This window comes from Ruegeria sp. AM1 (assembly GCF_056540745.1).
The window spans coordinates 17,884-38,278 of sequence record NZ_JBQFXH010000013.1 but is presented as its reverse complement, the minus strand read 5'-3'; the positions used below and the strand labels follow the sequence as shown (position 1 = coordinate 38,278).

22 protein-coding genes and 2 tRNA genes are annotated in these 20,395 nt (G+C 57.3%); 10 read left to right on the top strand and 14 right to left on the bottom strand.

Translation table 11 applies throughout. The features are described 5' to 3' along the window. Nucleotides 1-3: 3 nt before the first annotated feature. Together paaI and paaG are read right to left on the bottom strand one after the other, a co-directional pair. Nucleotides 4-432: a hydroxyphenylacetyl-CoA thioesterase PaaI gene (gene paaI, locus ACR0I7_RS17950; RefSeq protein WP_480513458.1), complete on the bottom strand. Its 429-nt coding sequence runs from the start codon at nt 430-432 to the stop codon at nt 4-6. 1 nt (nt 433) lies between these two features. Beyond that, nucleotides 434-1,219: a 2-(1,2-epoxy-1,2-dihydrophenyl)acetyl-CoA isomerase PaaG gene (paaG, locus tag ACR0I7_RS17945; RefSeq protein WP_480513456.1), complete on the bottom strand. Its 786-nt coding sequence runs from the start codon at nt 1,217-1,219 to the stop codon at nt 434-436. A 166-nt stretch (nt 1,220-1,385) separates the two neighbouring features. On the opposite strand from paaG, the gene ACR0I7_RS17940 reads away from it, so the two are divergent. From ACR0I7_RS17940 to ACR0I7_RS17905, 8 genes are all read left to right on the top strand, one after another. Continuing rightward, nucleotides 1,386-2,405, top strand: a complete 1,020-nt coding sequence (locus ACR0I7_RS17940) for a TRAP transporter substrate-binding protein (protein ID WP_480513454.1) — start codon at nt 1,386-1,388, stop codon at nt 2,403-2,405. Between the two features lie 60 nt (nt 2,406-2,465). After that, nucleotides 2,466-2,972 (top strand): TRAP transporter small permease, encoded by a 507-nt coding sequence (locus ACR0I7_RS17935; protein WP_480513453.1) that lies wholly within the window; start codon nt 2,466-2,468, stop codon nt 2,970-2,972. Continuing rightward, nucleotides 2,969-4,321 carry a TRAP transporter large permease gene (locus tag ACR0I7_RS17930; RefSeq protein ID WP_480513451.1) on the top strand — a complete coding sequence of 451 codons (1,353 nt, stop codon included), beginning with the start codon at nt 2,969-2,971 and terminating at the stop codon, nt 4,319-4,321. The genes ACR0I7_RS17935 and ACR0I7_RS17930 overlap by 4 nt, the downstream gene beginning before the upstream one ends. Before the next feature lie 85 nt (nt 4,322-4,406). Next, entirely contained in the window at nt 4,407-6,437 is a 2,031-nt protein-coding gene (gene paaZ, locus ACR0I7_RS17925; RefSeq protein WP_480513449.1) for a phenylacetic acid degradation bifunctional protein PaaZ, read from the top strand. Between the two features lie 55 nt (nt 6,438-6,492). Further along, the gene (locus tag ACR0I7_RS17920; RefSeq protein WP_480513447.1) at nt 6,493-7,296 is read left to right on the top strand and encodes a PaaX family transcriptional regulator C-terminal domain-containing protein; all 804 of its coding nucleotides are present in this window, start codon (nt 6,493-6,495) and stop codon (nt 7,294-7,296) included. A 74-nt stretch (nt 7,297-7,370) separates the two neighbouring features. Then, a complete protein-coding gene (locus ACR0I7_RS17915) occupies nt 7,371-8,303 on the top strand; it encodes an alpha/beta fold hydrolase (RefSeq protein WP_480513445.1) in 933 nt (310 codons plus the stop codon). Between the two features lie 117 nt (nt 8,304-8,420). Continuing rightward, nucleotides 8,421-8,497: transfer RNA gene (locus tag ACR0I7_RS17910), tRNA-Met, on the top strand. 500 nt (nt 8,498-8,997) lie between these two features. Further along, the gene (locus ACR0I7_RS17905) at nt 8,998-10,710 is read left to right on the top strand and encodes an AIPR family protein (protein ID WP_480513443.1); all 1,713 of its coding nucleotides are present in this window, start codon (nt 8,998-9,000) and stop codon (nt 10,708-10,710) included. A 429-nt stretch (nt 10,711-11,139) separates the two neighbouring features. Here the strand turns inward: ACR0I7_RS17905 and ACR0I7_RS17900 are convergent. From ACR0I7_RS17900 to ACR0I7_RS17865, 8 genes are all read right to left on the bottom strand, one after another. After that, nucleotides 11,140-11,214, bottom strand: a tRNA-Phe gene (locus ACR0I7_RS17900). Nucleotides 11,215-11,293: 79 nt separating this feature from the next. Next, on the bottom strand, nt 11,294-11,476 hold the full coding sequence (locus tag ACR0I7_RS17895) for a DNA gyrase inhibitor YacG (protein WP_480513441.1): 183 nt from the start codon (nt 11,474-11,476) through the stop codon (nt 11,294-11,296). Beyond that, nucleotides 11,473-12,495: a ribonuclease E/G gene (locus tag ACR0I7_RS17890; protein WP_480513439.1), complete on the bottom strand. Its 1,023-nt coding sequence runs from the start codon at nt 12,493-12,495 to the stop codon at nt 11,473-11,475. Before ACR0I7_RS17890 ends, ACR0I7_RS17895 begins: the two co-directional genes overlap by 4 nt. Then, the gene (locus ACR0I7_RS17885) at nt 12,492-13,070 is read right to left on the bottom strand and encodes a Maf family protein (RefSeq protein WP_480513437.1); all 579 of its coding nucleotides are present in this window, start codon (nt 13,068-13,070) and stop codon (nt 12,492-12,494) included. The genes ACR0I7_RS17890 and ACR0I7_RS17885 overlap by 4 nt, the downstream gene beginning before the upstream one ends. 10 nt (nt 13,071-13,080) lie before the next feature. Then, on the bottom strand, nt 13,081-13,299 hold the full coding sequence (gene infA / locus ACR0I7_RS17880) for a translation initiation factor IF-1 (RefSeq protein WP_005978431.1): 219 nt from the start codon (nt 13,297-13,299) through the stop codon (nt 13,081-13,083). A 91-nt stretch (nt 13,300-13,390) separates the two neighbouring features. Then, on the bottom strand, nt 13,391-14,266 hold the full coding sequence (locus tag ACR0I7_RS17875; RefSeq protein ID WP_480513435.1) for a carbon-nitrogen hydrolase family protein: 876 nt from the start codon (nt 14,264-14,266) through the stop codon (nt 13,391-13,393). A 69-nt stretch (nt 14,267-14,335) separates the two neighbouring features. Beyond that, nucleotides 14,336-15,364 (bottom strand): adenylate/guanylate cyclase domain-containing protein, encoded by a 1,029-nt coding sequence (locus ACR0I7_RS17870; RefSeq protein WP_480513433.1) that lies wholly within the window; start codon nt 15,362-15,364, stop codon nt 14,336-14,338. Nucleotides 15,365-15,488: 124 nt separating this feature from the next. Next, nucleotides 15,489-16,388 (bottom strand): LysR family transcriptional regulator, encoded by a 900-nt coding sequence (locus ACR0I7_RS17865; protein WP_480513432.1) that lies wholly within the window; start codon nt 16,386-16,388, stop codon nt 15,489-15,491. Between the two features lie 134 nt (nt 16,389-16,522). On the opposite strand from ACR0I7_RS17865, the gene ACR0I7_RS17860 reads away from it, so the two are divergent. Together ACR0I7_RS17860 and ACR0I7_RS17855 are read left to right on the top strand one after the other, a co-directional pair. Next, a complete protein-coding gene (locus ACR0I7_RS17860; RefSeq protein WP_480513430.1) occupies nt 16,523-17,389 on the top strand; it encodes an SDR family oxidoreductase in 867 nt (288 codons plus the stop codon). A gap of 221 nt (nt 17,390-17,610) precedes the next feature. Beyond that, nucleotides 17,611-18,360: a DUF695 domain-containing protein gene (locus ACR0I7_RS17855; protein ID WP_480513428.1), complete on the top strand. Its 750-nt coding sequence runs from the start codon at nt 17,611-17,613 to the stop codon at nt 18,358-18,360. A gap of 48 nt (nt 18,361-18,408) precedes the next feature. Here ACR0I7_RS17855 and ACR0I7_RS17850 read toward each other — a convergent pair whose 3' ends face one another. From ACR0I7_RS17850 to ACR0I7_RS17835, 4 genes are read right to left on the bottom strand one after another with little or no spacing between them, the layout of a single operon-like run. Further along, entirely contained in the window at nt 18,409-19,002 is a 594-nt protein-coding gene (locus tag ACR0I7_RS17850) for a GNAT family N-acetyltransferase (protein ID WP_480513426.1), read from the bottom strand. Beyond that, nucleotides 18,995-19,393, bottom strand: a complete 399-nt coding sequence (locus ACR0I7_RS17845) for a ketosteroid isomerase-related protein (protein WP_480513424.1) — start codon at nt 19,391-19,393, stop codon at nt 18,995-18,997. Before ACR0I7_RS17845 ends, ACR0I7_RS17850 begins: the two co-directional genes overlap by 8 nt. Next, the gene (locus tag ACR0I7_RS17840; protein WP_480513422.1) at nt 19,390-19,848 is read right to left on the bottom strand and encodes an arsenate-mycothiol transferase ArsC; all 459 of its coding nucleotides are present in this window, start codon (nt 19,846-19,848) and stop codon (nt 19,390-19,392) included. Before ACR0I7_RS17840 ends, ACR0I7_RS17845 begins: the two co-directional genes overlap by 4 nt. A gap of 3 nt (nt 19,849-19,851) precedes the next feature. Next, nucleotides 19,852-20,331 carry a UPF0262 family protein gene (locus ACR0I7_RS17835; RefSeq protein ID WP_480513420.1) on the bottom strand — a complete coding sequence of 160 codons (480 nt, stop codon included), beginning with the start codon at nt 20,329-20,331 and terminating at the stop codon, nt 19,852-19,854. Nucleotides 20,332-20,395 lie beyond the last annotated feature (64 nt).

Sequence of the window (20,395 nt, the reverse complement as noted above, 5' to 3'; positions counted from 1 at the left end):
GCCTTATGTCTCTTGGAACAGGGTGCCCTTGATCGCGCGGGAAAATCCCCGGAACTCGGCGATCTTCAGGCCATCCTGATTGGTCACGGTCACATCGTATATGCCGCTACGTCCTGTCAGGCTCTGCTCGGTCGCGCGGGCAGTCAGGCGGTCGCCCAACTGACCGGGCGCGATAAAGCTGATCACATTGTGCTGGGCCACGGTCGACTGATTGCGGCTGTTGCAAGCAAAGGCGAAGGCGCTGTCCGCCAGCATGAAGGTCACCCCGCCATGGCAAATGCCGTGCCCGTTGCAGTGATGTGACGCAACCGTCAGCGCCAGGGTCGCGGCCCCTTCGTCGACGTCGAGCAGCTCCATGCCCGCCCATTTCGACGCATTATCCTGCTCCCACATGGCAGCAGCGGCTTTCTGTGCGCGGTCCTTCGGCGTCATCTCATTTGCCCTGAAACTGTGGCGCACGTTTTTCCAGAAATGCCGAGACGCCCTCAGCATAGTCCGAGCTTTCGCCGCAGGTTTTCATCGCGTCCGCTTCAATTTCAAGCTGGTCACTCAGCGTCGTGACGGCCGCAGCTTGAATCGTGTGTTTGCTCAACCCAAGCCCCAGAGTCGGGCCGCTGGCCAATTGTGCCGCCAGCGTACGCGCCTCATCCATCAATTGGTCATCCGGAATTGCCTTCCAGATCAGCCCCCATTCTTCCGCCTGTCTGGCTGGCAAAGGCTGCGCCGTCAGCGCAAGCCCCTTTGCGCGCGCCTCGCCCAACAGGCGTGGCAGGTGCCAGCTACCGCCAGTGTCGGGGATCAGGCCGACTTTGGCAAAGGACTGAATGAACTTGGCCGAATTCGCGGCCAGCACAATGTCACAAGCGAGCGCCAGATTCGCGCCCGCTCCGGCGGCAACCCCGTTCACCGCGCAAATAACCGGGAACTCAAGAGATCGGATAAGCCGCACCAGCGGTGCATAAAACGTACGAACCGTGTGTCCGAGATCGGGGGGTGTATCCATTTTCAACGGGTCCCGATCGCCCAGATCTTGACCTGCACAAAACCCGCGCCCTGCTCCGGTCAGCAGGATGGCTCGGGCCCCGGCATCGCATGCATCCTGCAACGATGTGCGCAAAGCGTGGTGCATCTCATCCGTAAAACTGTTCAGCCGATCTGGCCGGTTGAGCGTAATCTCCACCCAATCCCCATGGCTTTGCGCAAGAATCGTGTCACTCATGGCCAGCTCGCTTTGCAATTGTTTCAACAAACTTCTTGCATTAACCGAACGGTTGGTCAATAAATTTCTCAACCCTGTCACCGAATCCAGGTGACGGCCTGTTGATGGTTACAAAAAGGACCATTACCGCAATCAAGACTCATGTTTTGGAGGAGGAGAACAAGTCATGAAGCTCATCGGGATCAAATCGCTATTGGCGTCAGCCGCAATCGCCGTGACGGGCAGCGTTGCATTTGCAGCGGATTACACACTTACTATTTCCAGCTGGGCACCGCCCACACATGGCATCAACGCAAAGATGTGGCCCAAATTCGTCGAAATGGTTGAAGAGGCCACCGATGGGCAGGTCACTGCGGAACTGAAGCTGGGCATCGCCCCGCCCCCGGCCCAGATGGATCTGATCATGGATGGGGCAGCAGACGCGTCGATCATCTTCCATGGCTATCAGCCGGGGCGCTTTGTGACCACGAAACTGATTGAGTTGCCTGGCTACGAAGGCTCGGCCGAAGAGGCATCGGTCGCCTACTGGCGCGCCTATGACAAGCACCTGAAAGCGGCGGACGAGCATCGCGGCGTCAAACTGATCGCGCTGCATACCCATGGCCCTGCACAGCTGCATTCCAGCAGCCCTGTCACCAATCTGGACGAGGTCTCGGGCCTGAAGGTCCGTATCCCGGGCGGTGTTGGCGGCGATGTGGGATCGGCGCTGGGTGCAACCGGCATTCAAGTTCCGGCGCCCAAGGTTTATGAAACACTGGCCTCAAAGGCTGCGGACGGTGTTGTCATGCCGTTTGAATCGCGCAAGGGTTTCAAGCTGACCGAAGTTGCCCCCAACGTCTATGAGATGCCGGGGGGCCTGTACCGCGGATCGTTTGCCTTCATCATGAACGAAGATACATTCGCCGATTTGCCCGCGGACCTGCAGAAAAAGCTGGACGAAGAGGTGTTTGGCGAACCCCTGAGCCGCGAAATCGGCAAGATTTGGGACGAAATCGACGCCACCGGTCGTGAAGCCACAGAAGGTACGGACGGCAACGCGATCAACGCCGCGACCGACTCTGACCTGGAAAAGTTCTCAGCCATCGCCGCAGAGGTGCGCGCAAAGGTGCTTGCCGAAGTGGACGAGGCAGGCGTGGATGCGCAATCTGCCTATGACATGATCAAGTCGGAAATGTCTTCGAACTGATCGCAACGCGCGGGGCGGCCGTTTCTTGCCGCCCCCAGCCATTCTCTTCGGAGTTGCTAGATGACCCCTCTCATCCAGCTTGTACGGCGCGCCAGCATTCTGCCGGTTATCGTCGCAAGCGTTGCCCTGTTCATCCTGATGGTGATGACGTTCTGCGATGTCATATTGCGGTCAGTCTTCAACAGCCCGATCGAAGCCGCGACCGAGCTGACGCGTATCCTGATGGCAATATTGGTCTTTTCGGTCCTGCCGGTCATCTCGGCGACCAATGGACATATCGCGGTTGACCTGACGGATGGCATCTTCAACCGTTTGCGTCTGAACCGCGTTCGGGACGCCGTGATCTATCTTGCAAGCGGTCTGATGCTGTATTGGCCGGTTCAGCGTGTCTGGATACTGGCAGAGCGCGCCCGCGACTATGGCGATGTCACCGAATACCTGTCAATCCCGACATATCTGATCGGATGGTTCATTGCCGCATCGGTCGCCGTGACCGCTGTGGTCATGATCGTGACCGGGCTTTTGCACCTGTTTGCCCCTAACGCTTTGACGGAACCCACTCAATGACTGCAGCACTTATTGGATTTGCGCTTGTTCTACTTTTGGTGCTGCTGCGCCTGCCTATCGTTTTTGCGATGGGGCTGGTGGGGACACTGGGCTTTGCTTATGAGCGCGGCGGATCGATCCTGGATGAGCGCGGCCTAAAGGCCGCGATGTCGATGGTCGGCCGTCAAATCACTGATACCGCGCAGGATTACGGCCTGTCCGTTGTTCCCCTGTTCATCCTGATGGGCCTGTTTGTCAACAAAGGCGGCATGGCGCGCGAGCTTTACGCGGTCTCAAACGCCTTTCTCGGTCATTTCCGGGGCGGTATCGCCATGGCCACGGTTGCAGCTTGCGGAGGGTTCTCTGCCATCTGCGGCTCGTCACTGGCAACGGCGGCAACCATGTCGAAAGTCGCGATGCCCGAAATGCGCCGCTATGGTTATACAGATGAACTGTCGACGGCATCGATCGCGGCCGGTGGCACGCTGGGCATTCTGATCCCGCCATCCGTCATTCTGGTAATCTATGGTCTGCTGACCGAAACCTCGATCGGCAAATTGTTCATGGCCGGGATCATTCCGGGCATTCTGGGCATCCTGTTCTATCTGTTCGCCGTGCGCTGGACCGTCTGGCGCAACCCGGATGCAGGCCCTGCTGGCGAGCGCGCAACATGGACAGAGCGCTTGCGCGCCCTTGGGTCGGTCTGGGCCGTGCTGCTGCTGTTTTTCCTGGTGATCGGGGGGCTCTATGGCGTGTTCGATTTCGAGCCGCTGAACCTGACCTTCTCACCAACCGAAGCTGCGGGCATGGGCGCGGCGGGCGCATTCCTGATCGCGCTCTTCCGCGGTGGCCTGACCTTTGGATCGACATTCGAGGTGCTCAAAGAAACCTGCTTTACCGCAGCGGCGCTGTTTGCCGTGTTGATCGGCGCGCAGATTTTCTCGAATTTCATCAACCTCGCGGGCCTGCCCGAAGCTTTGATCGCGCTTGTTACGGCCTATGATGTTTCGCCCTTCGTCGTGATCCTGATGATCCTCGGCATCTACATCATCCTTGGCTGCGTGTTTGAATCGCTATCCATGTTGCTGCTGACGGTGCCCATATTTTTCCCGCTGGTCACATCGCTTGGATACGACCCGATCTGGTTTGGCATCGTGGTCGTGGTGGTGACCGAAATCTCGCTGATCACACCGCCTGTTGGCCTGAACGTGTTCATCCTGAAGGGTGTCGTCGGAGATGTCTCTACCGGCACGATCTTTCGCGGCGTCACACCGTTCTGGGTTGCCGACATCTTCCGGCTTGCGCTGATCGTGTTGGTCCCAATCGTCGTGCTGTACCTGCCTCAGCAGATGGGCGCACTGGGTCACTAACACCAAACCGGTCCGTCCGTGTGAACGCACACCAGACCGATCCACACATGCGGCCCGCGGCTGCGTGACAGAAAAGGAGCATCCAATGTCTCTCCAACAGATTTCCAGTTTTGCCGCCGGTGAGTGGATCGCCCCCGGAACTGGCGCGCGCACCATCGCATCCGCGATCACCGGCGAGCCGTTTGCAACTGCGGGAAACGCCGCGCTTGATGTGCAGGCCATGCTGGATTTCGCGCGCAATACCGGTGGGCCTGCCCTGCGGAAAATGACATTTCACCAGCGCGCCAAGATGCTCAAGGCCCTGGCGCAACATCTGTCGGGGCATAAACAGGCGCTCTATGATCTCAGCTTCAACACCGGAGCCACACAAAGTGACCACCTGATCGACATCGATGGGGGCATCGGCACCATGTTCGTTTTTGCCTCAAAAGGGCGGCGCGAGATGCCGGACAGCTATGTCTATCTGGATGGCGATGTCGAGCAGCTGTCGAGGAACGGGACGTTCCTAGGTCAACATATCTGCACGCCGCTGCATGGCGTCGGGGTACATATCAACGCCTTCAACTTTCCGGTCTGGGGAATGCTGGAAAAGCTCGCCCCCACGCTGCTTGCCGGCGTACCGGCCATTGTGAAACCGGCGACCAACAGCTGCTATGTCACCGAACTGGCGGTGCGGATCATGATCGACAGCGGCCTGCTGCCTGCAGGGGCGCTGCAACTGGTCTCGGGCGGGCTGGGCGACATGCTGGATCACCTGACCTGTCAGGATGTCGTCAGCTTCACCGGCTCTGCCGACACAGCGATGAAACTGCGCCGCAACCCGGTCATCCTGAACAACTCGGTACGGTTTGTGGCGGAACAGGACAGCCTGAATGCTTCGATCCTTGGTCCCGATGCGGCACCGGGAACACCGGAATTCGACCTATTCGTCAAAGAGGTCTCACGCGAGATGACCACCAAGGCCGGGCAGAAATGTACCGCCATCCGCCGCATCATCGCCCCCGACGCGCAGGTAGAAGCCGTGATCGACGCGCTGTCGGCGCGGCTGGCCAAGACCACAATCGGTGATCCCCGGCTGGAAAACTCGCGCATGGGGGCGCTGGTCTCAAACGCGCAAAAAGCAGATGTTCTAGCCAAGGTGGATATCATCGCGCAAGAAGCCGAACGGGTTTTTGGCGATCCCGCAGTCTTTGAGGTCGAGGGGGCGGACGCGGACAAGGGTGCCTTCGTTCCGCCCATGCTGTTCCACTGCGCCAACCCCGATCAAGCCCGGCGCGTCCATGACACCGAGGCCTTTGGTCCGGTTTCAACGATCATGGGGTATCGCGACCTGAACCACGCGGTTGCGCTTGCCAATCGCGGGCAAGGGTCTCTGGTCACCTCCCTGATCACCCATGACACCCACGTGATGCAGGAGGTTGTACTGGGCACAGCCGCCTATAACGGACGCATCTATGTCAACGACCGCGACTCGATGAAGGAAGCAACCGGCCATGGGGCGCCCCTGCCACATATGGTGCATGGCGGTCCCGGTCGCGCCGGAGGAGGCGAAGAAATGGGCGGCGTGCGCGGTGTGCAACACTATATGCAGCGCACCGCCCTGCAGGGTTCGCCCCGTATGCTGGCCTCGCTTGGCCGCAAATGGGTTCCCGGCGCCCCCGAGGTCGAAGGCCCCGCCCATCCGTTCACCCGCAAATTCGGCGATCTGAGCATTGGTGAGACACTGCACACTGCGTCCCGCACGATCACGCTGGACGACATCGAACATTTTGCACAATTCACCGGCGATACGTTCTACGCCCATATGGATCACGAGGCGGCCGCGCGAAACCCCTTCTTCCCGGGGCGCGTCGCACATGGGTACTTACTGCTCAGCTTTGCAGCCGGTCTGTTCGTGGAACCTGACGAAGGCCCGGTTCTGGCGAATACCGGTCTCGACAAACTGCGCTTTATGAAACCGGTCGAAGCTGGCGACAGCATCAAGGTTCGGCTGACGGTCAAGCAAAAGACCGGACGCACCGATGACTATGGCGAAATACGCTGGCACGTGACGCTGACCAATCAGGACAACGAGATGGTGGCCGAATACGAGCTACTGACCATGAACGCCTACTGATCCCGGTAGGCTGAATGAGATTTTCTTATCTGGCCGAACGGTTTAAGCTGGTCGCATGACCCGTGACCAAAAGTGGTTTGAAACTGCTGTATCCGAATTGGCAGACCCGCAAAACCAGCGGGTCTGGTCGATCATCATCTCGTTGTTTGGTGATCTGGCACAGGACCCCACCGCACAGATATCGGGCGGAGCCCTGACCCGGATCATCGAACCGATGGGCATCAAGCCCGAAGCTATCAGAGTGGCCACCTATCGATTGCGAAAGGATAGCTGGATCGAAAGTGAGCGCACGGGCCGGGTCTCGAAGCACTACCTGACCGACTTTGGCCGCACCCAATCCGCACGGGTGACGCCGCGCATCTACGCACGTGATCCCATCGCTCCTGAGCAGTGGCACCTGCTGATCGCCGAAGAAGGTGCAGGAACGCGCATGTTGGAAGACGCGATGCTGAGCCACGACTATACCCCCATTGGCCGCAATTTGGCCCTGGGGGTCGGTGCCGCGCCGACCGACCACCAAGATCTGCTGGCCCTCGAAATCTCGGCCCGGGAGACACCCAAATGGGTGCAGGACCGCCTGTGCCCCTCCGAAATGCGCGAGGCCTGCAGCACGCTGCATGATGCGTTGCGACGCGTGCTGCAGGACCGCCCTTTAAACTGGACCGGGTCCCCTGCCCAGATAGCCACGCTGCGGACGCTGATCGTACACAGATGGCGCCGCATCGTCCTGCGCCAGCCCGACCTGCCGCCAAGCTTCTATCCGACCGACTGGCAGGGCCCGGCTTGCCGGACCCAAGTGTTTCGCCTGCTCGACACCCTCCCCCGCCCAGCGCTAGACGCGCTCAACCACTCGACATGATATGCGAAGCTGGTTCACAATCAGACTGATCCAGTTATTCTCTACACCGTTAGCTCAGACCGGAGATGACCCGGATGGCCATAGTTCTCACGATCGTTCTGCTACTTGGGATGCTCCTGTTCGGGGCACATCTCTGGACCCGTCGGCTGACCCAAAAGGGCCGCCGAGCCGTGCCAATGACGGGTCATGTGCTGACCGTAGAAGGCGGCAGCATCCATTATGTCGAACAGGGCGACCCGGCCCGGCAAACCATCGTGATGATCCACGGACTTACCGGACAGCTGCAACACTTCACCTATGCGCTGACAGAGAAATTGGTAGATGATTTTCACGTTATTGCGCTGGATCGCCCCGGCTGTGGGTATTCAACGCGCGACACTGCCGACCTTGCCACCCTGCCGCAGCAAGCGCGTATGATCCATGACTTTCTGACCAAGAAAGACGTCAGAGATATAGTGCTTGTGGGCCATTCACTTGGGGGCGCGGTATCGCTGACCCTGGCGCTGGACTATCCTGACGACGTAAGAGCACTGGCGCTGTTGTCCCCGCTGACGCACAGGATGCCCGCCACGCCCCCGATTTTCAAACCGCTCGCAATACGCACCGGGTGGCTGCGCAGCCTCATCGGGAATACGCTGGCTGTACCACTGGCGCAGTACACTGCCCCCAAAGTCATCCACGAAGCCTTTGCTCCCGAGGCAGCGCCCAGCGATTTCCTCGACCGGGCTGGGGGCGCACTTGGCCTGCGCCCCTCGGCCTTCATCACCGGGTCGCAGGATGTGATGGGCATTGAGCTGAGCATTGATGGCCTGTGCAGTCGATATGATGACCTGCAGGTGACCGGCGGTGTACTCTTTGGTAACCGTGATCCAATTCTGTCCCCATCCGAACAGGGAGCCTCGATGCAGGATTTTGACCTAAGCTTCGAACAGCTTGCAAACCGAGGCCATATGATCCTGATCACTGCACCGGATGAATGCGCCGCATTCATCCGAAAAATGGCCTGAGCAAAGGGGCAGAAAATGCAGATTTGCTGAATAACTGAAAGCTGGAAGAATCCTCGACGCTCCGCCGATTTCCCTCTTGACCCTCTCACTCGTCTCGCTTAAATCGCCTCTCACCGTGGCGGAGTAGCTCAGTTGGTTAGAGCAGCGGAATCATAATCCGCGTGTCGGGGGTTCAAGTCCCTCCTCCGCTACCACGATCCCCACATAGTTAGATGGTTCATAAGTGGATTTCTGTTTCCTCTTAAGATCCCACCATCATTCTCCGGCACAAGAGGCGGTGCTGGCGGGTTAAAAAGCAGACCTAGCACCAAAAGTCTTAATATGTTCAAGCGTGGATTGCCTGACAGAAGATCGGCGGTTCGTTTCTAATTCAAGGAATCGTGCTTTACATCATCTTGCGCACGCCAAATCTACAAACCGCTAGTTTTACTGATTAAATGGTGCCCGGGGGCGGATTCTAGCTCTTTAAATTTTAACCACTTACAGGGCGAGTTTTCAAGCTTTACGTCGATCTTACGTCTTTTTAGCCAAACAGTGATCCTCAACCTTTTGGGTGACGTAAAGCCAATAACAGTCACTGTTCTACGTTTCCCTTTCCCACATTTTTGTCGCATGACTCTGCTCGCCTCACCACTTGCATCTCAAGGCGATCGCTATCAGTGTTTTTCTACACATAATTGCAGAGACACACACTATGAACCCAGTTGTTCAAGCTCAACTAAAAGCTTTCTCACAATCCAACACTAGCGTGAACCTTCCTGAATCAGAGTTATTTGAAGTCTTTTCGATCTATTCAGTTTCCAATGGGCTTTTAACCGACAACGTTGATCCGTTCAAAGCACACCTACAAGGCGACGAGTTTGGTCTAGATGGTGTCACAATCTTAGTTCAGGGTGAACTCTGCACTAACTCGGATGAGGCGGTTGAAGCACTATCTTCCGGCAAGAACCACTCGGTCGAGTTTGGGTTTTTTCAAGCAAAGACAAGCGAAAAAGCAAATTACGGAGATATGTCCAAGTTTTTCGATGGGGTGTTTTCATTTTTTGATGGAAGCTTTCTCGAACCTTCGGACCAATTGTCGGATCTCATTGCAGCAAAGGACGTCATCTATGAAGCCGCTTTGAAGAGAAACCCAACTTTGAATCTCTTCTACGTCACAACCGGGACGGGATTGGTCAGCGACCAAATACAAAAGTTAGTAGACGCAAATTTGGCTCGCTTTAGAGACTTAAATATTTTTGATGCTGTCGAGTTCAAGTTGGTAGGCGCGAAAGATCTTCAAGCTGGTTATCGCTCTGCTACAAATTCAAACTCTGAACGAGTAGAAATAACCAAACCTATTACATTGCCAGCTCACCCAAGCGTTCAGCAGGCCTTTTTGGGATACGTCGCGGCGGATCAATTAGTAAAGTTAGCGACTGTGAAGCATTCCGAAGATTCGCAGCCAAGAATAAATAGGGCGGTTTTCTTCGACAACGTTCGAGACTTCAATGACAAGTCAGAAATCAACCAGGGCATCCTAGAAGAATTGCAGAACGGAGAGAAACACTCGTTCGTCTTCAAGAATAATGGTGTCACCGTCGTGGCAAAAAACGTGGGTCGACAAGGCGACAGCTTTGACCTTGAGGACTACCAAATTGTAAATGGCTGCCAGACCAGCAATATCTTGTTCCAAGCTGGAAACCATGCTGACGGAGTACACGTACCTTTTAGGCTGATAGTGAGTGACGACCCGGAATTCGTTTCAACTGTGATCGTCGGTACCAATCGCCAAAATGAAGTCAAAGAAGATCAGTTTTGGGCTTTGACTCCGTTCATGAAGGACTTGGAGGAGTTCTGCAGAGAACAACCGGATGATCAGCGAGTTTTTATTGAGCGCCGAGAAAACCAATACAGAACAGAGACTGTTGAGAGGACGCGAGTATTCAAGCCCAACGAACTGATCAAGTCAGTTGCGGCAATGTTCATGTTCCAGCCACATCGAGCGGCACGTGACTACCGTGGCATAAGAAAAGAATACTCAAGCATGTTGTTCCAACCAGATCACAGCGTCCGCCTATATCACGCAGCGGCCTTTGCGAGCTATAAACTCGATTTTGCGATTCGTAACCGCCGCGTAGATCGATCGTGGGGAATTTATAAATACTACGTTCTGTTCATGCTTGGAAAAGAGAACGCAAAAACTGACAAAGTCTTCTCATCTGCGAGAAAACGGCAAGACCAAGTGGCACAGAGTATCATCGATATCGCCGCTGATGAGGAATCCTTGGTCAGCAAATTTACCAATGCGGCGGTTGTCCTGGATAAGTTAGTGGCCGAGGCTAAGCTTGATACTCGGGAAAAAGTTCGGGACTACATTCGATCCGAAAGTGTTGCTAATGCTTTTTCTAAGGAACTAAACCTCTAGAACACGGTGCGCCTAAAGCATCCCACTTTCGTATAGCTGGTAGCGCCCAGGGATTGCCTGGGCGGTTACCGCACATAACCTGGGGATCGAAGCTGTTCGCTTTCAGTTTTTCCGCTACGACAATCTGGCCTGCCAGCATTTACTTGGCGAAATTGCGTTTCATCAAAAACAGAAAGCAATTTCCGGTTTTTTTAGTTTGAACTAGATCACTAGTTCAGCGTAAGGGGCCAAAAACTCAAATACCCTTAAGGCATTGATTTGAATACACTAAATTTCCGTGTTACGTCTTTTTTCTTTCGAAGATTACAGGACGCCTTGTAACGCCTTGATTTTAATAATTAATTCCAGTTGTGCTTTACGTCATTCTTACGTCTTTTTTCGACTCTTGCACAATCATAAGTCATTGATTTTTATTGGTAATTTTTGTTGTGGTGCCCGGGGGCGGAATCGAACCACCGACACGAGGATTTTCAATCCACTGCTCTACCCCTGAGCTACCCGGGCACGGGAACGGCTTTTGCCGTTGGGTGGAGGCCTTCTATGACTTGCCAAAGGCAGTGTCCAGAGGCTTTTTGACATTTTTTCAATGCGGGCGCGGCGGATGGCTTTCGGTGTGTTCCTCAATGCCCTCAACCTCTTCTTCGCGCTGCGACGGCACCGCGTAAGACCCGTTCAGCCATTTGGCCAGATCGACATCCGCACAGCGTTTCGAGCAGAAGGGGCGGTACTTGGCCAGCGTCGGCTCATGGCAAATCGGACAGCTCATTTTAGCACCTCTGACAAAGGAATACGGCCACGCTTGCGCTGCAGCTCATAGTGGCCCAACGGCGTCCAACCGGCCAGTGTTGTCTCGATACCGTCCGCTTTGAAGGCGGCTCGCAGGGCGGCCTCGAAACCGCGGCGGTCTTTCTTGGGCATGGGGGCCAGATCCACGGTGATCTGCCCGCCCAGACCCCGCACACGCAGCGCGCGGGCCAGCGCCTTGGCGCAGGCAAAATTTGCTTTGGTTCCAGCGGCCAGCGACGTATCGGCGCCAGTGTTCACATCCACAGCAACCAGCGCGCGCGTTGGCTGGATATAGAGATAGCCTCCACCCGGCAGCGGCTCGGCAATTCCGCGCGCGATGTCCAGCGCATCAAGGACGCCGTGCATCTCGAACCCTCCTGCGCTGGTCACCACCTCGGCTGGATCGGTCCAGTCGCGCCAGGCCAGCACATGAGGGCCATCGCCTTCAAGCAACATCTCGGGCTCGGTGCCCGGGTCATGAATGACCTGATCCGCATGAGCCAGCATCGCATCGATATCATCGGCAATGTCACCGGCCTCGGCCCCTTGGCAGCAAGACCGCAGGATCAGACCGTAGTCGCTGCCCTCCATCGCCTCATGAGCAATCTCGAGCAGACGATCACGCTCGTCCTCATCGCGAATGCTGCGCGAGATATTCAGGCCCGGCGCGTCGGGCGTAACAATCGCATAGCGGCTTTTGAACAGGATACGATCTGTGACCGGCAGGGCCTTGCCCGGTTCGGCATAGCCAGTGACCTGCACCAGAAGCGCGGCCCCGGGGGCCAAACCCTTCACTTGCCTGAGAAAAGCAGGGCCATCCGGGGTTGTCAGGAACATGCCGCCCTGCCCTTTGACCGGACGGTCCGCGCGGGCGCGGTAGATCGTTCCGGGTGTGGGGGCATCATCAGAGATCAGGAAGTCGTCCAGCTTGCCATCCACCATCAAAGCCGCAGCTTCGCGGTTGTCGATATGGTCCAGAACGATGGTGCGCCCCTTCATGGTGCCTCGCGATACAAAGGATAGCCGATGCCCTGCAAAAGGGCGGCCGTTTCAGACAATGGCAGCCCAACGATGCCGGTAAATGAGCCGGAAATCCAAGGAATAAAGGCCCCCGCCGGCCCCTGGATCGCATAGGCCCCGGCCTTACCCTGCCAATCGCCGGTGGTCAGATAGGCGTTTACTTCCACGTCCGACAGGCGTTTGACCTTGACCTGAGATACCACATCGCGCTGAAGGACACGATCGCCGCGCCGTATGGCGACCGAGGTGATGACACGGTGCCGCCGCCCCGACAACGCATGCAGGAATTCGGCGGCCTGTCCGGCATCTTCGGGTTTACCCAAAATTCGGCGGCCCAACGCAACGGTGGTATCAGCGCAGAGCGTGATATCATCTCTATCCGACTGAATAGCCTGCACTTTTTCCCGAGTGATGCGGTTGCAATAAGGAACCGGAAGCTCACCCTTCAGCGGGGTTTCGTCAATGTCGGGGGGGCGAATAGCATCGGGCTGCACGCCAAGCTGGGCCAGCAGGTCCAGCCGTCTTGGGCTGCCCGATCCGAGGATAAACGCCATGGATAGGGCGTTATTTAAAGCGATAGTTGATCCGACCCTTGGTCAGATCGTAAGGGGTCATCTCGACCTGAACCTTGTCGCCGGCCAGAACGCGGATGCGGTTCTTGCGCATCTTGCCTGCCGTATGTGCGATGATCTCATGGCCGTTTTCCAGCTCGACCCGAAACGTCGCATTAGGCAGGAGTTCCTTCACGACACCGGGAAATTCGAGCGTATCTTCCTTGGCCATGTTGTCTCCACATTTACGTTGCACTCGCAGAATCTACGAGGATGTGCGCCTAAATGAGCTTATTTTTACGCTATTTCAAGGGCGGAATTGCCTAAAGCGGGGATATTGTGACCGAATTGGTCCGACCATTCTGCTCGGTCCAATGGGCGCGGTTCAGCACATGACCATCGGTACGGACCTCTGCGATTGCGGATAAATCGATCTCTGCATAGGTCCAGCCGGGCGCGTTCAGGGGGCCTTCGGCCAATACGCCGGTCTGCGGGAATCCTTTGTCGGGCGGGCCGAACACGCCCCCCGCACCGGTGTTTCGGTCCACCGCTTCGGACCAGTCATAGTTGCCCACAAGCGATGACATCACGGTAACACATTGATTTTCCAATGCTCTTGCCATCGCCCCAATGCGCACACGCCAATAGCCGGACAGTGCTTCGGTACACGAGGGCACAAGGATCAGATCAACCTCTTGCAACGCACGGCCGAGCAACGGGAACTCGCTGTCGTAACAAATCAACACACCGATCTTGCCCAGCGCGGTGTCAAAAATCTTGAGCGGACCGCCCGGGATGACATCCCAATCCTCGCGCTCAAACCGGGTCATAATCTGCTTGTCCTGATGATCGCTCTGCCCATCCAGGGCGTAGAACATGGCGCGGTTGACCGGGCGGGCGGCGCCCTCCAAAACAGGGGCGGATGCACCCAAAATGTACAATTTGTACTCACTCGCGAGGCGGGAATGTATGTTTTGTACATCTTCCATCCGATCCGAGACCGCCCGGATCGATCGTTCCAGATCACCGGCGATTGCGGCACCATCCAGCGTCGAAAGCTCCATCGCGCCGTATTCGGGAAAGACCAGCAACTCAGCCCCCTGCCCGGCTGCATCGGACACCCAGCGGTGCAGCTTGTCTTCGTACTGCGCCCAGCTGTCGAGCCAGTCGAGATCATAGGCGGCGGTTGCGACCTTCATGGTGACGTCTCCGGAAGAAACCCTGGCGCGACTTTAGAGCATGCGCCCTGTCCGTCCAGTTGCGATTTGTTAACCCTCATCCGGTGCGGACCACAGGATGAGGTTCTCGCTTTTCCCCGAGGCCGCGAAGTCAGGAAGTCGGGCAAATGTGCTTTGGGCCTGTGCGCTCAGCTTGCGCGCCACATCATCCGAAAGGGCAATTGCGACCTTCAAGGATTTGGCAGCTCCTTCGATCCGGGCGGCTGTGTTCATGGGATCGCCCAGCAGGGCAATCTCTTTCTTCCAGTCGCCGATTTCGCCCGCAGCAACTTCGCCGCAATGGATACCCGACCGCAGCCGCGCTGTGGTTCCATAGGTCTCAACGTAGTAGGCGTCGCGGGCGCGCAGAACCCGGTTCATGTCCTGAGCACAGCTCAGGCAGGCATCATTGGCAAGCCCCGGTGCCAGCTGCCAGGTGACGATCACCGAGTCGCCCACATATTTGTGGATATCGCCCCGCGACCGCTCAACCGGTCCGGCCAGATCCTGCGCGATGTCGCGGAGAAAGTTGTGAAACCTGAGTTGGCCGATCTGTTCCGCCAAAGCGGTCGAGCCGATGACGTCAGCAAAGAGGATCACCCGGTTTTCAAGACGCGCCTCGCGGTACCGACCCCAGATCAGCGCCTTGGTAGCCTCGGTTCCCAGCAGTCTTGTGATTTCAAAACCAATGGAAATCACATAAGCAATCACCGCTGAAATGGCGAAGATTTCGAAGAAGGCCGGGTTTCTCCAAAAGGCAGGCGTGTCTGGTAGCAAACCGGGCAGCGCAAGGCCGAGGACGATGAACAGGCTATAAGCCGCACCACGCAGGGCCATCAGGGCAACGGGTCTAAGGCGACGGGTTACCCGGCGTTCAGGGTTCGAGAACAGCAGGAACTCTGAACCAACGCAGCCTGCGGAAATCACAAAGCCAATCAGCGCCCCAAGGAGCGTATCTGCGGCCAGAGTGTCGCCCTGCGCCCGCATCCCCCCAACGGCCGCACCAACGAGGGCGGAAAACGTTGTGATTTTCAGGAAGATGTTCGTCGACCGAGCAGACAGGACTTCCAAACCGCTCATTTGCTATTCCGACCCCATGTTGTACGGCGCACGCAGTTTGCCCTGATCTTACACAACCGCACCTTAGAGCACCCGCCCCGCCTCTGCCAATCGGGATTGTACGCGGCGCTGCTGGGGCGGGCACTCATTCAAATTGTTTGGCCGTATGGGCGCTGAGATAATCGACAAACACCCGCACCTTGCCAGCCAGATTGCGCCCACTTGGGTAGACCGCGCTGATGGGGGTTGCAGGTGGATCAAGGGGAAAGCCGGGCAGGACCGGAACCAGCGTGCCCACATCCAGATCGCCCCGCACCGCCCAGGTTGGCAGCATAGCGATGCCAAAGCCAGCTTTGGCGGCTTCGCGCAGGAACACTAGGCTGCTGGCCTGAACGCGGCCGGACACCGGAACCTCAAGCGCGCCGCTATCCGATGCAAAACGCCAGATGTTTCGATCCTGACCCACCCGGAAGGACAGGCAGGACAGGGCGCTCAGATCGTCCGGGTGCTGCGGCGTGCCGTTCTGTGCGAGATAGCCGGGGCTGGCCAGTAACAGCGACCGGCTGACCGTCAGCCGTCGGGCGATCAGCTGTGAATCCTCCAATTGGCCAACGCGGATGGCGACATCGATGCCCCGGCTGACCAGATCCTCCACCGTGGCAGAGGTGACCAACTGAACCCGCAAATCCGGGTATTTCACCAGAAACCCCGGCAAAAGCGGAGATAGAAGCGTGTGCGCCAGATCGGCCTCGGCGGTGACGCGTAGCACGCCCGAAGGGGCATGACTGAGCTGCGACACGGCGCGCCGGGCCTCATCCACGTCTTCGATGATCTGCCGGGCATGACGCAGATAAACCTCTCCGGCCTCGGTCAGAACCTGCTGGCGGGTAGTACGTTGCAGCAGCCGCGCGCCCAGATCTTCTTCGAGGCGCGAGATTTGCCGCGACACCGCCGAAGGGGTCGCCCCTGTCCGGCGCGCCACGACAGAGAAACTTCCCTGCTCGGCCACCTGCACAAACAGGCGTAACAAGGTCAGGTTTTCCATTTGTGCTGCTTTGGCATAGGTGATGTTCTATATCTGTGACTTCCTATATCTAGCGCACAAATCATATTCGAACCAGAGGCGACGCGACGGTCGCGGCGCCCAGACTAAGCATTGAACAAAAAAGCGAGTATGACATGACCAAGGCAATCCTGGTGACCGGAGCCTCGAGCGGGTTCGGACGGCTAATTTGCGATACACTTGCGGGCTCGGGCCATAGGGTCTTTGCCTCGATGCGAGACACGGCGGGTAAGAACAGCGAACACGCCAAGGCGCTGCGGGATCGGGGCCTGAAGGTGGTTGATCTGGATGTGACCAGCACCCCATCGGTCGAGGCCGCAGTCGCCGACGTGCTTTCAGCCAGCGGTCAGATCGATGTGCTGGTCAACAATGCCGGGATCGCCTCGGCCGGGGTGTCCGAGGCCTTCACCGATCAGCAGCTGGCAAATCTGTTTGATGTAAACGTGACCGGATTGCACCGTGTCACCCGTGCGGTGCTGCCATCAATGCGCGAACAGGGCGCGGGCCTTGTGGTGAATATCGGGTCGATCCTGGGCCGCGTGACGTTTCCGTTCTTTGGCATTTATGGGGCCAGCAAATTCGCCGTCGAAGCGCTGAGCGACAGCTATCGCTATGAGCTGTCCCAGCTTGGGATCGACGTGAGCCTGATCCAGCCCAGCGCCTATCCGACCCAGATGTATGCCAGCGCTGATCTGCCTGAGGATCAAGAGCGAGTGAAAGCTTATGGCGAAATCGGAACGATCCCGACGGCCATGTTCGAGCAGTTCATGACCATGCTGTCCGGCGCAGACGCACCGAACCCACAGGACATCGCCGACGCGGTATCGGATTTGGTGGCCAAGCCCGCCGGTCAACGCCCCGCACGGGTAGTGGTGGGCAACAGCTTTGGCGCAGACGCGGTGAACGCATCGACAGCGCCGGTGCAGGCGGACACGGTCAATGCGCTTGGCCTTGGTCACCTTTCCACGCTGAAGGCCGGTTAACAGGTTTCGTTGGTAAAGATTGCTTTGTTTTGTGCCCCATGGCCGGTTCAGGCCATGGGGATGCTTTTGCGGAGGCCACAAATTGACGACAACATCCGATCTCAAATCCGATGCGCAAAACACGCGTTTTGATCAGGTGCTTTTGCAGTACTGCGGATGTACGTTGACCGTCGATCCCGGACTGCTTAGCTGAACAAACACGCGATGTCTTGGAGCCTTGAATGCAACCCCCATCCGCCGACGAGCATTGGGATTTTTATTCCTGCGAAATCGATGACAGGCCACATCTCACGATGGTCAATCTCGCACTTTATGAAAGTGCCCCGATCCACGGGCTGAACCATTTCTATTGTATTGAACTGTCACTAAGGCATCCCAATCCCGATACCGGCATGCCAACGAATGAGGAATTTGAACCTCTGAACCAGATCGAAGATCTGATTGACGTGAATCGGGATAAAAAGCTGATCTATATCGCCCGGCAAACGGGCGACGGCAAAAGAAAACTGTATTTCTATGGCAGCGCCGACGCAGGTATTACCGCGCTTTACGACAAAATCTCTCAGTCCTTTCCAGAGTATGAAAAAGACAACTTTAGCTTTGAGGATGCAGCGTGGGAGACCTATTTCGAGAACCTCTATCCCAACGCAATTGCGATGAACGAGATCAAGAACCGACGGGTTCTGGAGGCGCTTGAAGAGTCTGGTGACGACCTGAGCGTGCCGCGTGAGATCGACCATATGGTTATTTTTCAAAGCAAGAAAAGCGCGAAAGAGTTCGAAAAGATTGTGAGAGCAAAGGGATTTACGGTCGAGATCACCAAAAGTGGTATTCTCAGAAAGACCTTCAGCCTTCTGGTCCAGAAAGTCGATCGCCCATCGGGCCTTGACCCAGTTACCTTTGAATTAGAGCAACTGGCCCAGGACCTGGGTGGTGTTTACGACGGCTGGGGATGCGTGGTGGCGACGTAAGCGGCAGGATTGCCAGCAACAGAAGCGCACCTGGGACGCAGCAAGGCGCTACAAGTCCCGAATCCAGAATTGCAGCGGTTTGAGCGTTTCACTGTCCTGATTGATGTCTTTCCACGAAAACTCTGCAATCACATTGGGCAGCGGCGCGTATCCGCGGGCGCGCCAGAAGGTGTCCAGCGGGCGATAGTTTTTGGGGCGCAGCGGGTGGTCGGCGGGGCGGCGGACGCTGCAGAAGGCGCATTTGGAGAAGCCAAGGCTGCGTGCATGGGCCTCGCGCTGGTCAAAAAATTTGTGACCAACCCCCTGGCCGCGATAGGCTGGCAGCAGGACGGATTCCGCGCAGTAGAAGATGTCACTCAGGTCGAGGCCCGAGCCGTCGAACGCCGCGGCGAAATCGTCGGCGTGGTCGGTCAGGGGCGCGCCGGTTGAGGCACCGACCAACCTGTCGCCATCGAATGCACCAACCACGATAGCGCGGTCGCTGTCGCGGTAGGATTGCAGGTATTTGCGCTCATAGGCGAGGTCGCCATCATAGAGATAGGGCCATGCGTGGAACACTTCGATCCGCAGGCGGGCGACATCGTCCAACGCGGCCTCAAGCGCCGCTCCAGTCAGGGGGCGGACGGTGGTGATTTCAGGCACCGGACACCTGTTTGGTCCAGTCGGCGAGGTTGTAGAAGGTGGTGACGCGGGTGATCTTGCCATCCTTGAGGTCAAAGAACGACCCGGCCGACAGGCGATAGGTCTGACCATGCGCCTCGGGCAGGCCCTCATCGGTTTGCAGATAGGTGCCGTTGACGATGAATTCGGCGGCGGCGCGGGTGCCACCCTGAGCCTCGAACACCACGATATCGGTCAGGTTTTCGCGATAGCAGCGATTCATATGGGCGCAAAAGGCCGCGAATTTCTCTTTGCCGGTGCGAATCTGGCCTTCATTGACGTGATGGGCCACATCGTCGGACAGGCAGGCCAACATGCCGTCGACATCCCCGGCATTGAACGCGTCGAAATAGGTCTGGATGGTCTGGTTCATGCGATCTCCGTTGGTTCGCCCCAGCGGTCTTTGAGATGCTTTATGATCTGATCGCGGGTCTGACGGTAGTGGTGCAGCTTTTGTTCGCGGGTTTCCCCCATGCCGGTCGGGTCCATGATCGGCCAGTAATCGACATCGAGATGAAAGAACCGGGTCAGCTCCAGCGCTTTGCGCTGGCTGGCGGGTGACAGCGCCACAACCAGATCGAACGAGCTGAGGTCATCGCCCCATTCCTGCATCTCGTCGAACGAGCGGGACCGGTGGCGGGACAGTTCGACGTTGATCTCCTGACAGGCTGCGATGCAAAAGCCGTCGATTTCGAGATCATTGTAGACGCCCGCCGATTGCACATAGGTGCCGGTGCCATAGAATTTCTTCATGATGCCTTCGGCCATGGGCGAACGGACCGAATTATGGTCACAGCAGAACAGGATCGACTGTGGCAGGGGCGTCACGCGTCAGCCTCCGAAATGCAGCACGCAGATCAGCGTGAACAGGCGGCGGGCCGTGTCGGTATCGATCTCGGCCTTGCCGTCCAGACGCTCCTGCAGCACGCGGCTGCCTTCGTTGTGGATGCCCCGGCGCGCCATGTCGATGGTTTCGATCTGGCTGGGCGGCAGGGTTTTCACCGCGTTAAAATAGCTTTCGCAAATCTGGAAATAGTCTTTGACCACCTGCCGGAAGGGCCCGAGGGACAGGTGGAACTCGGCCGCTTTTTCGCTCGCCTCGGTGGCGATATCGAAAACCAGCCGCTTGTCGCGGATCGACAGCTGCACGTGATACGGGCCGTCGGGGATCATCCGATCATCGCGCGCGGGCAAGGCGAACGAGTTCTCTTCGAGCAGATCATAGATGGCGACCTTGCGCTCCTGCTCGATCTCGGGGGTCGGCGGGGGCAGGTTACGGTCGTCCAGTTCAATATGCGAAATGCGGGTCATCGGTAAGGTCACAGTCTTTCACGTCAGGACAGACCTATAACAACGCAATTGGTTGGGCAACGCA

What these genes read in the sequence shown, in the direction of transcription:
- paaI (WP_480513458.1), bottom strand. Translation starts at nt 432, where the DNA reads ATGACGCCGAAGGACCGCGCACAGAAAGCCGCTGCTGCCATGTGGGAG.
- paaG (WP_480513456.1), bottom strand. Translation starts at nt 1,219, where the DNA reads ATGAGTGACACGATTCTTGCGCAAAGCCATGGGGATTGGGTGGAGATT.
- ACR0I7_RS17940 (WP_480513454.1), top strand. Translation starts at nt 1,386, where the DNA reads ATGAAGCTCATCGGGATCAAATCGCTATTGGCGTCAGCCGCAATCGCC.
- ACR0I7_RS17935 (WP_480513453.1), top strand. Translation starts at nt 2,466, where the DNA reads ATGACCCCTCTCATCCAGCTTGTACGGCGCGCCAGCATTCTGCCGGTT.
- ACR0I7_RS17930 (WP_480513451.1), top strand. Translation starts at nt 2,969, where the DNA reads ATGACTGCAGCACTTATTGGATTTGCGCTTGTTCTACTTTTGGTGCTG.
- paaZ (WP_480513449.1), top strand. Translation starts at nt 4,407, where the DNA reads ATGTCTCTCCAACAGATTTCCAGTTTTGCCGCCGGTGAGTGGATCGCC.
- ACR0I7_RS17920 (WP_480513447.1), top strand. Translation starts at nt 6,493, where the DNA reads ATGACCCGTGACCAAAAGTGGTTTGAAACTGCTGTATCCGAATTGGCA.
- ACR0I7_RS17915 (WP_480513445.1), top strand. Translation starts at nt 7,371, where the DNA reads ATGGCCATAGTTCTCACGATCGTTCTGCTACTTGGGATGCTCCTGTTC.
- ACR0I7_RS17905 (WP_480513443.1), top strand. Translation starts at nt 8,998, where the DNA reads ATGAACCCAGTTGTTCAAGCTCAACTAAAAGCTTTCTCACAATCCAAC.
- ACR0I7_RS17895 (WP_480513441.1), bottom strand. Translation starts at nt 11,476, where the DNA reads ATGAGCTGTCCGATTTGCCATGAGCCGACGCTGGCCAAGTACCGCCCC.
- ACR0I7_RS17890 (WP_480513439.1), bottom strand. Translation starts at nt 12,495, where the DNA reads ATGAAGGGGCGCACCATCGTTCTGGACCATATCGACAACCGCGAAGCT.
- ACR0I7_RS17885 (WP_480513437.1), bottom strand. Translation starts at nt 13,070, where the DNA reads ATGGCGTTTATCCTCGGATCGGGCAGCCCAAGACGGCTGGACCTGCTG.
- infA (WP_005978431.1), bottom strand. Translation starts at nt 13,299, where the DNA reads ATGGCCAAGGAAGATACGCTCGAATTTCCCGGTGTCGTGAAGGAACTC.
- ACR0I7_RS17875 (WP_480513435.1), bottom strand. Translation starts at nt 14,266, where the DNA reads ATGAAGGTCGCAACCGCCGCCTATGATCTCGACTGGCTCGACAGCTGG.
- ACR0I7_RS17870 (WP_480513433.1), bottom strand. Translation starts at nt 15,364, where the DNA reads ATGAGCGGTTTGGAAGTCCTGTCTGCTCGGTCGACGAACATCTTCCTG.
- ACR0I7_RS17865 (WP_480513432.1), bottom strand. Translation starts at nt 16,388, where the DNA reads ATGGAAAACCTGACCTTGTTACGCCTGTTTGTGCAGGTGGCCGAGCAG.
- ACR0I7_RS17860 (WP_480513430.1), top strand. Translation starts at nt 16,523, where the DNA reads ATGACCAAGGCAATCCTGGTGACCGGAGCCTCGAGCGGGTTCGGACGG.
- ACR0I7_RS17855 (WP_480513428.1), top strand. Translation starts at nt 17,611, where the DNA reads ATGCAACCCCCATCCGCCGACGAGCATTGGGATTTTTATTCCTGCGAA.
- ACR0I7_RS17845 (WP_480513424.1), bottom strand. Translation starts at nt 19,393, where the DNA reads ATGAACCAGACCATCCAGACCTATTTCGACGCGTTCAATGCCGGGGAT.
- ACR0I7_RS17835 (WP_480513420.1), bottom strand. Translation starts at nt 20,331, where the DNA reads ATGACCCGCATTTCGCATATTGAACTGGACGACCGTAACCTGCCCCCG.